Genomic DNA, 15,587 nt, shown 5'->3' on the forward strand with positions numbered 1-15,587 from the left:
TGCAATTCAGTTCTGCAGGTGGCAGTTGGGAGATTGGTTATGGATGGTCGTATCGGTGAGAAAATAAACAACAACCCCGTTCCTGGTTTTGCCCTGTCTGAGAGTGGTGAAAAGAGCGGCGTGCCAGCCAGGAAAGCAGAGCTGGATTCATCATCAAAGAAAGCAAAAGCCTGTTCTTTTGTAACTCCTGAACTCAATAAACCCTTTCCTCCGAGGACGTTGCCTGACAGAGCGAGAAGCGTATCCCCAATAGATTCATCACTCCAAAAGGTCACTCATGCCTTCGATTTCCGTTTTGTCGCCAGTGATGATGAAGTTCGACAGCTTTTAGTTGCCCAGACCGGCGATGAACATCGGGAGGTCACTGTTATTTCCCATCCCGATGACCTCTCACAGGCTAATCTGGTGAGCCGGTTAAGCATTTCCGAAGAGGGTCGTCACACTCTGCGTTCAGGTAAGCTCTTTGAAGGTTCAAAGCCATTAACCCTGGTGATAGATATCCGAAAAATCACCAGCGAGAATCTGCCCAAATTTAACGATCTGCTGGACCCGGATAACCCCTGCCTGTACGACAAAGTCAGCCAGAAGAAACGCCCTCTGGGAGAGCATGTTTCTTTATTAGTCCTGGCAGAGCCTAAACAGCTGGCATCGGTTGGCCAGCATGAAGATGCGCCCGCAGTCGGCGCACCGGGGGCCGACGCACCGGGGGCCGACGCACCGGGGGCCGACGCACCGGGGGCTGATTTCTGGCGACGAGTTAATCGACCGGGCAATACCTGGCAGTTTGACGCACAGGCCGGCAATAACCCATCGATGGAGATCGACAAGGTTTCCTCCTTATTGCCTGAATTCACCCGTGCCAAAAGTACTATGGAAGACGACAATACCGTTTTAATTAACTGCCACTTGCACAGTCACTGGCGACAGTTACTGCTGGGTGGACCCGGAGTAGATAAACAGGGGCGAATCCAGCACATCCCAGGCAGGCTTGAATCATTGAAGGCCGGACAACGGGTCATTCTGAAAGGAACCAACTGGGAAGATCTGGCCTTTGAACAGACGATTCGACAAATGCTGGCGCAGAAGTGTTTTGAGAGCAATGGCAAGGTCTGTCCGTTACCCGACGATGTTCAGTTTTATCAGATGCCGGTTGGGTATAACGAGCTTTATTCGCTGTTCCAAAGTCTATCCCGTGCTCTTGACAAAGAAGGTGACAAAGAGCACGCATTACGCAAACCCATCATCATTAACCAGAGTAATATTGCCCAATGGCTGAGCCCTATTGCCATTGCACCGGAAGGCTATGCAGTCCCTAACACCCGACTGTTGGAACAGATTCGGACGGGGGGATCAGTCACCGTAACGTCACCCCTTACTGAGGCACTCTGGTTTCGCTTGCTCGGCTCACTGCAGATGATTCACGAGACCACCGGCCTGGAGCCCCGACTCCGGGTGACTGATTCAAAACATCAGCCGAAGGCCCTGGGTTTGGTAGAAAAGGATGAGGTCTCTCTGTCCTGCCCACAGGAAAAAACCAGAGATCACGCCCCGGTGAGTACCGTCACTTATCAGCAACCTGCCCAGGCCAGTCATTGGATCAGGAAGCAGCCGGATTCACCTCTGGTCATTCAGGTCAATGAACAGACCCGATTCAGCCAGCTATTTGATAATATCCATATCACCTCGGAACAAAAGGCCCATTTTGGACATCGTCAGACTGGGTTGCAGGAGGCACTAACCGCTGGCAAGCCGGTCGTATTCCGTGGGCTGGAGAGTAATCCAACGCTTCAGCAGCTTCTGGAACCCCTGATTATCAGGCAACCTCTGTTGGTGAATGGCCAATTGCAGGCCTATCCAAAAGCTCATATCAAAATACTCTGGCCTGAGTCTGCAAAAAGCATATCTTCAATATTTCATTCGATGGTCGCCAGGGGTGAGCCGTGCCCTGAGGTCGATCTCTGGGGTATCAGTGCCCGCAAGCATGGTATCGCCCGGACTGACCTGCCAGAACAAGCGCTTCACTCACTTTACCAAGCTTTTAAAACCATACCTGGCAACCTTTGTAGCCCTCTGCCAGAAATGACCGAAGGGCTGTTGAATAATCTGATACTGGCTGCCCGGCGGGCACAGCAGATTGACCACTCCCTACAGCTCCTGCCCTGCCACTGGCGCAAGGCCATCAATAGCGTCATCACCCATGGCACCCGACAACATCCGTCCGTGCGTGATTTTATGAAAGTGGCCTGTTGGCACTTGTTACCGGACAGGGATCAAGCCGCCTCGTTAGACCCGGATCAGTTAGCTGCGATCATCAGTAGCGCCCCGCAATTGGATAGAAAGTTTGTCAGGCAGAACCTGTGGCCACTGGCCCGAGCCTTTGACCCGGCAGTCTTTAAAGGTATCGAATTACAACTGTCCTACAAAAGTCCATTTCCAGAGCAAGTTGAAAAAGAAGCTATGGACAGGCTCTGTGCCATGATCCTGGCCCACGCGCCTGAAAAACAACGGGATGCCATAGCCTATCAGCTGGCAGTCGATCCGGCGGCAACAAAGCCCTGGCAATCCCTGGCCATCAAGCCAACCAGACAGATTAAACGTTTGCAAGATGCACTGGCTTCTGGCTGGCAGTTACTTCTGCCATCGGGGCAGACCCGATCCAATACCATTCACGCGCTGGCCACCGATTGTTTTCACATATCCAAAACAGCGAATGCGGAGGCAGAAGGCATTGAACGTATAAAACATCGACTCTCTGAATTACTGAAATGGCAGGGTTCCGCTGATGAGCCCCTGTCTGCACTGGCCAGGGATCTTTATTATGGCGAGATGAGTCAGGAAGATCGTGAAAGCCGTCGTTTATCCCGGCTCCATGACCGGCTGACAGACTCTCCCGTTATCTTCCTGCAGGGAGAAACCGGCACCGGGAAAAGTTACTTTTCCGCCAAAATGGCAAAGGCTTCAGGACAGTCTGCGGTCATTTCCCTTGGACCTTCTGACAGTGAACAGACCCTGATGAAACGCTGGCAGTGGCAACAACAAGACAACGGCGACCGCTCTATGGCGCAGCAAAACCGGGCATTGATGGAATGGGTCAATACCAAATCCGACAAAGGCGGAGAATACATTACCCTGGTGCTGGATGAGGCTAACCTGGCCCAGGCCGGATTGCTGGCGTCACTGAACGGCTTATGGGAACCGGAACCCTGCATCTACGTAAATGGTCATCCTGTCAAAGTCAGCGAAAAACACCGGGTGATTCTCACCGGCAACCCCGATCATTACGCCGGGCGCCAAATGGACCCGGCCCTGAAAGAGAAACTGCCCAAGGCTTACTACCCACGTCTGGATCAGGCTTTCCTTCGGGACAGAGTAGTAGAACCGGCTTTGCTCAATCATTTACAGCGCCACAAAATAAACGACATTGCACACAGGGCCAGCAAAAGTGTGATGGCACTGTGGCAATATTATCAGGAGCTGTTGCCCGACCATGAGTTTACCCCCAGGGATTTAACCGATATCTGCAGCTGGGTGGGTTGGTATCTGGATCGAGCGTTGTCCGAAGGCGACAGTGCCAGCTGTGAGCAAGTGAACAGTTTGATCGAGCAAAGTTTCCGGGATCTACTGGTTCCCGAAATCAGCGAGACTCAACAGGATGCCCTTTTAGCACTGGAAATCTGGTTTGCTGCCCACTACCACCCGGACAACACCCTGCGCGACAAAGTTCATAACCACACCCTGCCAGATATACAGCGGGACTTCGAAGCATTCACCAAAGAATTCCGACCTGAGTTTGATACCTCCGGATCGGCAGTCATTGATCTGGTGCAACATCTGGGACAGGATTTAAGCCGCTGTCAGCAGGCTTATCATCACGACAGAAAACACGGCGGCCGTCAGGCAACGCTGATTGAGGGTCCGACCGGACGGGGTAAGGATGCCACGCTGAACCTGCTGATCAAAAGTGTTAAACAGCAAGCTGAAGAACGGGGAGAAACCATGCCAGAGGTCTTTCCCCTGAATGCCTGTGATTGTTCCTGGGAGCAACTGTGTGAAGTGATCCAGAAAGCAAAAGTCGATGGCGGCATCGTAGTTATTTCGGAAATGAACCTGATCGACAGTCAACACCTGGAAGGTGAGTTAAACGATATTCTGGCCGGTGACGCTCATCCGGGCTTCCACCTGTTTGCCACCATCAACCCGCCTGAATACAGTGGGCGAAAACCCTTATCACCGGCGCTGAAAGGACGTTTTCGGCATTTGCCGATCCGCCAGTATAACTCGGCAGAATTGCAGACCATTGCCGGGAAAGTGTTGCCAGACTCCCCAAAAGGGAAATTCGTCGCTAAACAGCTGACTGAAAAACATTGTCGTTTAAGGGCCTGCCTGCAACGGAAAGACCTGCCGTTACAGCCCACCAGTCGCGATTTACAGAATGTCGCCATGGCTGTCAAAAAAGGAGGCGATTTTAGCGAAAAAGCACTTCATCAATGCCTCAATCAGCACTACCGGCTTTACCTGATGGCCGCCAACCTGTCGTTGGAGGAACTGCCCGAATCATCGACTCTTGCCATGGATAAAAGGGCACTTGATTCCGGACTTTGCAAATGGTTCAACAAAACGCTACCGGACATTGATCGTCCGTGGTTGATACGACCCGGTAACCTCGACAGTATTGATGAAAAAAACCATGAAATTCGTGTTAAGGCTCGTCCGAATAAAGAGGAAGTCAAAGCGGAAATCATCAAGAAGGTGGCTCAGGCCAGATGGCAGGCATCCGGTCTTTCCCTGAGGCCGGATGAGTCGGACGATCTGCTCATCCAGGCAATCTACCGACACTGGCAGCAACGCTGGTTTGCACATAAGTTTTGCGAGACGGGTGTGGATGCTAATAGCGTATTTCCACTGACGCAAGCACAGGAACAAGCGTTGAAATTACCGGCTTCCCAACCTTATCTTCGAGAGGCGGATCGGCGGATAGAGGCATGGAACTCTGACGCAGTTCAACTATGGCCTGCGTTCTGGCATCAGATAAGTAATCTGCCGAGCCATCAGGTTGACGATCATAGTAAAGAAGCTTTAGCGGTTGGTAATGATAACGCTCCTGAAAAATACCGTCCGAAAGCCCGCTCGAACCTGGCTAACACATTGAAATGGATAAAAAGCTATATAGACCCACCTTCCAGGAACCGGCCTGATCATCAGGCATTAGACCGGAGAACAAACAATAGAGGCCCTGTGAGTGGAACATCTCCTGTCAGCCAGCCTGATCATCAGACATTGGACCGGAGAACCATCGATAAGAGCCCGCTGAACAGAGTGTCCGGTCAGTCTGATCTTCTGGTATTGGACCGTACAACGAATTATGAGAAGCTGAAGCTGCCAGAAGTTAAAGACTATAACGTTTTTAATACACAGAAGTATCCTTCCTTTATGCATCGCTGGGATGTATTGAATATTGATGTGACTGCCAAGGGTAATGTCAAAAAGGCCTTTCTTGAGGTGCAATGCCTTGAGGGGTTCGAAACCCTCACACCGGACCCGTTACCAGGACGTTACCACATGACACTAGCCAGCAATCAAACGATGGCAAGCATTTTGTTATCATCGAAAGCTAATCTTTTTTCATTGCCCAGCCTTACGTTTAACGACTACGTCGTTGCCCTGCGTATATCAACCGATTTGCCATTCACCCTGTTCAGGGATCGATATACCGGGCTTCACATAGTGCTGATTCCAAAGGCCAAAGCCCACCAGAAAATTAAATTTGATTATGTCGTAGAAACCAGAAAACCGGGCAGAAAAACAGCTCCGCAATCAACCCGACCAGAACGACCAACACAGCTTGACGCCCGGTGTTCAGAAGGTATGAAAACCATACTGGACCCACTGTTTATGACCATTAAAGAACAACCGACCGAAATACAAGAGCCTTTGCAGAAAATAAAAGACGCCAAAAACACTGAGCAACGAATTGAGGCGATCAGGGAATATTGCCGACAGTTTTCCGGTAAGGCTAAACCATCGAGACATGAGAATTTCTTTAAATTTCTGGTAACACAACGGCAAGGGGGCTGCCGTCATCGTGCGCCTGTTTTTGTTGCTTTTTGTCGTTATTTCGGGATTCCATCCCGGCAAGTGAATAGCCAAATCCACGCCTTTGCTGAATATTCCGTTGATGAAGGCCAAACCTGGGTGTCAGTGAATCTGGGCGGGGCGCCTGTCGAGAGAATAGATTTCAAACCTGACGTCCAGCCCAGTACCAATGTCAGTAGTACCAGCACTGAGTTAAAGAAGCATAAGGCTTTCCTGAAAGATTTCCTGAAAGGTGCTGATTTGTCACAACAGCAAACTCTGGCTAAAGCCTGTGATATGAGCCTTGAGGAACTGAACAAAGCCCTTGATAAAAACAGCGCATTGCCAGAAGCCAGGCTAATTATTTCCAACATAACCGGGAACCTTTGGGAGCAAAGAGATTTAATCAGTTTTTCCCTGGCTGTCTCAATAATAGTGTCGCTGGGGAAAGAGGTATTGGACAATTGCCAAGGGCAACAACTTAAACAAATATCGGAGGCGGTGAAAGAAATATTGTACGACGGTGATGAAGGGCAGGTCATTGAACAACTCAAGTTACTCCATCCAAAAATAATTAATGAGGACGAACTGGACGCTATAAGTTGGTTTTTTTCAATGGTAGAAATACTGAAAGATAGTGACCTGACCAAGTCATCGGTTATTCGCTTTGCCCTTGAAGTCCTGAAATTGGGTTGGCTGGATCCAATGCTGGCCGATGAGTACTCTTCTATATACGCCCAAAATCATAACCTATTGGTGCGTCTGAAAAGCGTCGATGAACTCAAGGTTGAAGCCACTCATTGCCAGAAAAAGTGGTATAAACAGTTATTTTTCAGGGAAAAAAATAGTCAGTTATGGCAGAAAGCTTATGAAGACTTCCAACGGAGACAAGGCACCTCGTTCGTCGATCATTGTTATGATGGCTTTTCATCATTCCTTGAATATGAAATCACCAATCGACTCTTACAGAACGCCTGGACCGACACACCTGAGGGCATTCCCAATATAGAACGAATGCTGGCGCACCAGCCCGCTTTTCCGAATGTAACCTCAGGCAGGGGGAACCACCGTCCGTTGATTATCCTGGGGAAACCTTCCTGGCAGTTCGCACAGATTAATACTCATGTCGGATTCATGATTGATCAAAAAACCAGGGACAGGGGCAATCGGGAATTAAGTCGGAGAAAACGTGATTCATTACGCAACCAATCCGCGCTGGCGATCCAGAAGGCCTTCACTCATTATCTGTATCAATTGACAAACACAAATGGCGGCTGCTTAACCTATTGTTGGGCCGAGGCTTCCTTCGAATCGTGCTACGAGCGACACTCCTATGGTGCTCATGACCCATCCTCACCAGAAGAACTCTATGCCATGATGTCTGAAATTCAGAGCTCTGAAGACTTTGAGAACTCTCTGAATGATGACTACTTACGACAGGCACTCAACGCCGATAACGCACTGGTGCTCAGATCCCGTGAGCTGACAACTATTGCCAAAGAGTTTTTGCGCAGTGTGGATTTGTTTTCGCTTTGTAACCTGTTGAAAATCTGATTGCTGTCCGGTCATGATGAATTTTTCGAGATCGGTGATTGCCTTCAAGGGTCACGGCTGACTGTCAAAAAGGAACTTTCGTACTATCTAAAAGTCTAATAATTAAACAGCTTCAATTCAGTTCTTCAGATAGCAGTTGGGAGATTGACTATGGATGGTCGTATTGGTGAGAAAATAGACAACAACCCTGTTCCTGGTTTTGCCCTGTCTGAGAGTGGTGAAAAGAGCAGCGTGCCAATCAGGAAAGCAGAGCTGGATTCATCATCAAAGAAAGCAAAAGCCTGTTCTGTTGTAACTCCCGAACTCAATAACCCCTTTCCTTCGAGCACGTTGCCTGACAAAGCGAGAAGCGTATCCCCAATAGATTCATCACTCCAAAAGGCCCCTCATGCCTTCGATTTTCGTTTTGTCGCCAGTGATGATGAGGTTCGACAACTTTTAGTTGCCCAGACCAGCGATAAAAATCGGGATGTCACCCTTATTTCCCATCCCGATGACCTCTCACAGGCTAATCTGGTGACCCGGTTGAGCATTTCCAAAGCGGGTCGCCATACTCTGCGTTCAGGCAAGCTCTTTGAAAGTTCAAAGCCACTGACCCTGGTGATGGATATCCGAAAACTCACCGGTGATGAACTGCCCAAATTTAACGATCTGCTGGACCCGGATAACCCCTGCCTGTACGACAAAGTCAGCCAGAAGAAACGCCCTCTGGGTGAGCATGTTTCTCTATTAGTCGTGGCAGACCCTGCACAGTTGAAATTCGCTGGCCGACGTGAAGATGCGCCCGCAGCCCGCGCTCCGGGTGCTGATTTCTGGCGACGAATTAATCGACCGGGCAATACCTGGCAGTTCGACACTCAGACCGGCAATAGCCCATCGATGGAGATCGACAAGGTTCCTCCCTTATTGCCTGAATTCACCAGTGCCAAAAGTGCTATGGAAGACGACAATAGCATTTTAATTGATTGCCACTTGCACAGTCACTGGCGACAGTTACTGCTGGGTGGCCCCGGAGTGGACAAACAGGGGCGAATCCAGCACATTCCCGGCAGGCTTGAATCATTAAGGGCCGGACAGCGGGTGATTCTGAAAGGAGCCAACTGGGAAGATCTGGCCTTTGAACAGACGATTCGACAGATGCTGGCGCATAAGTGTTTTGAGAGCAATGGCAAGATCTGTCCATTACCCGACAATGTTCAGTTTTATCAGATGCCGATTGGGGATAACGAGCTTCGTTCACTGTTTTTCAGTCTGTCCCCTTCTCTTGAAAAAGAACAAGCATCACGCAACCCCATTATTATTAACCAGAGTAATATTGCCCAATGGCTGAGCCCCATTGCCATTACCCCGGAAGGCTATGCAACCCCTAACACCTGTCTGTTGGAACAGATTCGGGCGGGGGGATCAGTCACCGTAACGTCTCCCCTCACTGAGGCACTCTGGTTTCGCTTGCTGGGTTCACTGCAGACAATTCGTAAGACCACCGGCCTGCAGCCCCGACTTCAGGTGGCTGATTCAAAACATCAGCCGAAAGTCCTGGGATTGACAGAAAACGATGAGGTCTCTCTGTCCTGCCCACAGGAAAAAAACAAAGATCAGATCGGGTTCAGCACCCTCACTTATCAGCAATCTGCCCAGGCCAGTCATTGGATCAATAAGCAGCCGGACTCACCTCTGGTCATTCAGGTCAATGAACAGACCCGATTCAGCCAGCTATTTGATAATATCCATATCACCTCGGAACAAAAGGCCCATTTTGGACATCGCAAGACTGCGTTGCAGGAGGCATTAACCGCTGGCAAGCCGGTCGTATTCCGGGGGCTGGAGAGTAATCCAACGCTGCAGCAGCTTCTGGAACCCCTGATTATTGGGCAACCTCTGCTGGTGAATGGCCAGTTGCAAGACTATCCAAAAGCTCGTGTGACAATACTCTGGCCTGAGTCTGCAAAAAGCTCATCTTCTGTATGGAGCTCGATGGTTGCCAGGGGAAAATCCTGTCCTGCGTTCGATATCTGGGATATCAATGCCCGCAAGCATCGTATCTCACAGGCTGATCTGCCGAAACAAGTACTTCACTCCCTTTACGAAGCCTTTAAAACCGTACCTGGCAACCTTTGTAGCCCTCTGCCAGAAATGACCGAAGGGCTGTTGAATAATCTGATACTGGCTGCCCGGCAGGCACAGCAGGTTGACCACTCCCTGCAGCTCCTGCCCCGCCACTGGCGCAAGGCCATCAATAGCGTCATCACCCATGGCACCCGACAGCATCCGTCCGTGCGGGATTTTATGAAAGTGGCTTGTTGGCACTTGTTACGGGATAAGACGCTGGATGAGGATCAAACCGCCTCGGTAGACCCGGATCAGTTAGCTGCCATCATCAATAGCGCCCAACGTTTGGATAGAAAGTTTGTCAGGCAGAACCTGTGGCCACTGGCCCGAGCCTTTGACCCGGCAGTGTTTAAAGATGCCGAATTACAACTGTCCTATGAAAGTCCGTTTCCAAAGCAGGGGAAAAAAGACGTTATGGACAGGCTCTGTGCCATGATCCTGGCCCACGCGCCTGAAAAACAACGGGATGCTATAGCCTATCAGCTGGCAGTCGATCCGGCGGCAACAAAGCCCTGGCAATCCCTGGCCATCAAGCCAACCAGACAGATTAAACGTTTGCAAGATGCACTGGCTTCTGGCTGGCAGTTACTTCTGCCATCGGGGCAGACCCGATCCAATACCATTCACGCGCTGGCCACCGATTGTTTTCACATATCCAAAACAGCGAATGCGGAGGCAGAAGGCATTGAACGTATAAAACATCGACTCTCTGAATTACTGAAATGGCAGGGTTCCGCTGATGAGCCCCTGTCTGCACTGGCCAGGGATCTTTATTATGGCGAGATGAGTCAGGAAGATCGTGAAAGCCGTCGTTTATCCCGGCTCCATGACCGGATGACAGACTCTCCCGTTATATTCCTGCAGGGGGAAACCGGCACAGGGAAAAGTTACTTTTCTGCCAAATTAGCCAAGGCTTCGGGACAAGCTTCAGTCATTTCCCTTGGACCTTCCGACAGCGAACAGACCCTGATGAAACGCTGGCAGTGGCAACAACACGGCGATGGCGACCGCTCTATGGCGGAACAAAACCGGGCATTGATGGAATGGGCCAATACCAAATCCGACAAAGACGGAGAATACATTACCCTGGTGCTGGATGAGGCTAACTTGGCCGAAGCCGGATTGCTGGCGTCACTGAACGGCTTATGGGAACCGGAACCCTGCATCTACGTGAATGGTCATCCTGTCAAAGTCAGCGAAAAACACCGGGTAATTCTCACCGGCAACCCCGATCATTACTCCGGGCGCCAAATGGACCCGACCCTGAAAGAGAAACTGCCCAAGGCTTACTACCCACGTCTGGATCAGGCTTTCCTTCGGGACAGAGTAGTAGAACCGGCTTTGCTCAATCATTTACAGCGCCACAAAATAAACGACATTGCACACAGGGCCAGCAAAAGTGTGATGGCACTGTGGCAATATTATCAAGAGCTGTTGCCCGACCATGAGTTTACCCCCAGGGATTTAACCGATATCTGCAGCTGGGTGGGTTGGTATCTGGATCGAGCGTTGTCCGAAGGCGACAGTGCCAGCTGTGAGCAAGTGAACAGTTTGATCCAGCAAAGTTTCCGGGATCTACTGGGTCCCGAAATCAGCGAGACTCAACAGGATGCCCTTTCGGCACTGGAAATCTGGTTTGCTGCCCGCTACCAACCGGACCACACCCTGCGCGACAGAGTTCATAACCACACCTTGCCGGATATACAGCGGGACTTCGAAGCATTCACCAAAGAATTCCGACCTGAGTTTGATACCTCCGGATCGGCAGTCATTGATCTGGTGCAACGGCTGGGACAGGATTTAAGCCGCTGTCAGCAGGCTTATCATCACGACAGAAAACACGGCGGCCGTCAGGCAACGCTGATTGAAGGCCCGGCTGGGCGGGGTAAGGATGCCACGCTGAACCTGCTGATCAAAAGTGTTAAACAGCAAGCTGAAGAACGGGGAAAAACCATGCCAGAGGTCTTTCCCCTGAATGCCTGTGATTGTTCCTGGGAGCAACTGTGTGAAGTGATCCAGAAAGCAAAAGTAAAGGGCGGCATCGTAGTTATTTCGGAAATGAACCTGATCGACAGCCAACACCTGGAAGGTGAGTTAAACGATATTCTGGCCGGTGACGCTCATCCGGGTTTCCACCTGTTCGCCACCATTAACCCACCTGAGTACAGCGGGCGAAAACCCTTATCACCGGCGCTGAAAGGACGTTTTCGACATTTGCCGATCCGCCAGTATAACTCGGCAGAATTGCAGACCATTGCCGGGAAAGTGTTGCCAGACTCCCCAAAAGGGAAATCCGTCGCCAAACAGCTGACTGAAAAACATTGTCGTTTAAGAGCCTGCCTGCAACGGAAAAACCTGCCGTTACAGCCCACCAGTCGCGATTTACAGAATGTCGCCATGGCTGTCAAAAAAGGAGGCGATTTTAGCGAAAAAGCACTTCATCAATGCCTCAATCAGCACTACCGGCTTTACCTGATGGCCGCCAACCTGTCGCTGGAGGAACTGCCGGAGTCATCGACTCTTGCCATGGGTAAAGGAGCACTTGATGCCGGACTTTGCAAATGGTTCAATCAGGCAGTACCGGACATTGATCGTCCTTGGTTGATACGATCCGGTAACCTCGACAGTATTGATGAAAAAAACCATGAAATTCGTGTTAAGGATCGTCCGAATAAAGAGGAAATCAAAGCGGAAATCATCAAAAGGATGGCTCAGACCAAGTGGCAGGCATCCGGTCTTTCCCTGAAACCGGATGAGTCGGACGATGTACTCATCCAGGCACTCTACCGACACTGGCAGCAACGCTGGTTTGCACATAAGTTTTGCGAGACAGGCGTGGATGCTAATAGCGTATTTCCACTGACGGAAGAACAGCAACAAACATTGAAATTACCGGCTTCCCAGCCTTATCTTCAGGAAGCCGATCAGCGGATAGAGGCATGGAACTCCGATGCAGTTCAATTGTGGCCTGCGTTCTGGCATCAGATAAGTAATCTGTCGAGCCAACAGGTTGAGGATCATAGTAACGAAGCTTTAGCGGTTGGTAGTGATAAGGCTCCTGAAAAATACCGTCTGAAAGCCCGCTCGAAACTGGCTAAGTTATTAAAACGGAGAAAAAGCCTTAAAGGCCCGGAGAGCAGAACGCCTCCCAACAAAGAGCCTGATCCTCAGGCATTGAAACAGAGAAAGAACAATAAAGGCCCGGTGAGCAAAACATCTCCCGTCAGACAGCCTGATCCTCAGGCATTGAAACAGGGAACGAACGGCAAAGGTCTGGTGAGCAAAACATCTCCCATCAAAGAGCCTGATCCTCAGGCATTGAAACAGGGAACGAACGGCAAAGGTCTGGTGAGCAAAACATCTCCCATCAAAGAGCCTGATCCTCAGGCATTGAAACAGAGAACGAACGATAAAGGCCCGATGAGCAGCACTCCTCCAACCGACCAGTCTCCTCCTGGGGTACTGGACAAAAGAACGAACTATGAGAATCTGGAGCTGCGACAAGTTAATCGTTATAAAATTTTTAAACCGCAAAACCAGCCTTCCCATATGTATCGCTCGGCGGTGTGGGATGTCAAAGTGAATGCCTGGGGTGATGTCGAACTGACCTTTCTTGAGGTTAAATACATTGAGGGTGTCGAAACTCTCAGACCGGATCCATTAACAGAGTGCGACCAGGAAGTGACCTTAGCCAGCAATCAAACGCTGGCAAGATTTTCGGTATCATTGTGTAAGGATCGTCTGGCAGTATTGCCCAGCCTGACGTTTAACGACTATATCGTTGCCTTGCGTATAAAACCCGGATTGTCATTTACGCTGGTCAGGGATCAATATACCGGGCTTCACATATTATGGATTCCGGAGGCCGAAGCCAACCAGAGTTTTGCCTTTGATTACGTCGTAGAACACAGAGAACCGGGCAGAAAAACACTTCCTGAAGAAGCCCGGCCAGAACGATTAACAAACCTTGACGCCCGGTGTTCAGAAGGTATGAAAAACGTACTGGGCAAAATGTTTATGACCATTAAAAAACAACCGACCGAAATACAGGTGCCTTTGCAGAAAATAAAAAACGCCAAAGACACAGAGCAACGAATTGAGGCGATCACGGAGTATTGCCAACACTTTTCCGGTAAAACCACACCAGCGAGCCATAAGAATTTCTTTAAATTTCTGGTAACTCAACGGCAAGGGAGCTGCCGTCACCGTACGCCTGTTTTTGTTGCTTTCTGTCGTTATTTCGGGATTCCATCCCGGATAGTGAATAGTGATATCCACAGCTTTGCTGAATATTCCGTGGATGAAGGTCAAACCTGGGTGCCTGTGGATCTCGGCGGTGCGCCCGTCGAGCAAACAGAGATCGAGTCTGTCTACCAGACCATCACAAATGTCAGTCATTCCAGCACTGAGTTAAAGAAGCATAAGGCTTTCCTGAAAGATCTCATGAAAGGTGCTGATTTGTCACAACAGCAAACTCTGGCTGAAGTCTGCGATATGAGCCGTGAGGAACTGAACCAGGCCCTTGAGACAGACAGTGCATTGCCAGAAGCTAAGCTAATTATTTCCAACATAATCGGGAACCTTTGGGAACAAAGAGATTTAATCAGTTTTTCCCTGGCCGTCTCAATCATCGTGTCGCTGGGGAAAGAAGCATCGGGCGATTACAAGAAGCAACTTGAACCGATATCGAAGGCAGTGAAACGAATAATATTGTACCGCGATGATAAACAGCGTGTCATTGAACAACTCAAGTTACTCCATTCAAAAATAATTAATCAGGATGACCTGAGCGCTCACCATTGGTGTTCCTCAATGGCAGGAATACTGGAAGGTAGCGACCTGACCAAGCCATCGGTTATTCGCTTTGCCCTTGAAGTCCTGAAATCGGGTTGGCTGGATCCAATCCTGAACGATGAGACATATATAAAAAACGCCGATAAACATCATAGGCTATTGGTGCGTCTGAAAAGCGTCGATGAGCTCAGGGTTGAAGCCACTCATTGCCTGAAAAAGTGGTATAAGCAGTTGTTCTTCAGGGAAAAAAATAGTCAGTTATGGCAGAAGACTTATGAAGACTTCCAACGGAGAAAAGGTACCTCGTTCGTCGATCATTGTTATGATGGGTTTTCATCATTCCTTGAATATGAAATTACCCATCGACTCTTAAAGAACGCCTGGACAGACGAACCTGAGGGCATTCCCAATATAGAACGAATGCTGGCGCAGCAGCCCGCTTTTCCGAGGTCAATCTCTGGCAGGGGGAACCATCGTCCGGTGATTATCCTGGGGAAACCTTCCTGGGAGTTCACATCGATTTACAAAAAGGCCGGAGATCTCTTGCAAAGTCAATATGCGGTCATTTTGAAACGTAATGGGATAAAAGACCCGCTGCTTTTAAATAAAGAATTCGAGGATTTGATTCAAAAGGCCTTCAGTCATTATCTGTATCAATTGACACACTCAAAAGGCGGCTGCTTAACCTATTGTTGGGCCGATGCTTACATCAAATGTTGCAACGAGAGATACTCCTATGGTGCTCATGATCCATCCTCACCAGAAGAGCTGTATGTCATGATGTCTGAAATTGACGGCTCTAAATGGTTTATGGACTCTCCATCCAGATTGTTTGTGGACTCTCTAAAGGGTGACTATTTACGGCAGGCACTCAACGCCGATAACGCACTGGTGCTCAAATCCGATGAGCTGACAATCATTGCCGAAGAGTTTTTGAACAGCGCTAATTTTGATTCGCTTTGAGGCGTGATGGATTTCTGGTAGTAGTCTGTTCATGATGAATTTTTCGAGATCGGTAATTACCTTCAATGATCACGGCTCACTGTCAAAAAGGAACT

The 15,587-nt window shown here is 49.6% G+C and carries 2 protein-coding genes; both read left to right on the plus strand.

The window, feature by feature from the left end; translation table 11 throughout:
* Positions 1 to 39: 39 nt before the first annotated feature.
* The gene (locus ACO6V5_RS23010; RefSeq protein ID WP_422492164.1) at positions 40 to 7,626 is read left to right on the plus strand and encodes an AAA family ATPase; all 7,587 of its coding nucleotides are present in this window, start codon (positions 40 to 42) and stop codon (positions 7,624 to 7,626) included.
* A gap of 150 nt (positions 7,627 to 7,776) precedes the next feature.
* Positions 7,777 to 15,492: an AAA family ATPase gene (locus tag ACO6V5_RS23015; protein ID WP_422492165.1), complete on the plus strand. Its 7,716-nt coding sequence runs from the start codon at positions 7,777 to 7,779 to the stop codon at positions 15,490 to 15,492.
* Positions 15,493 to 15,587 lie beyond the last annotated feature (95 nt).

This window comes from Endozoicomonas sp. ALD068 (genome assembly GCF_049310145.1).
GTDB lineage: Bacteria > Pseudomonadota > Gammaproteobacteria > Pseudomonadales > Endozoicomonadaceae > Endozoicomonas_A.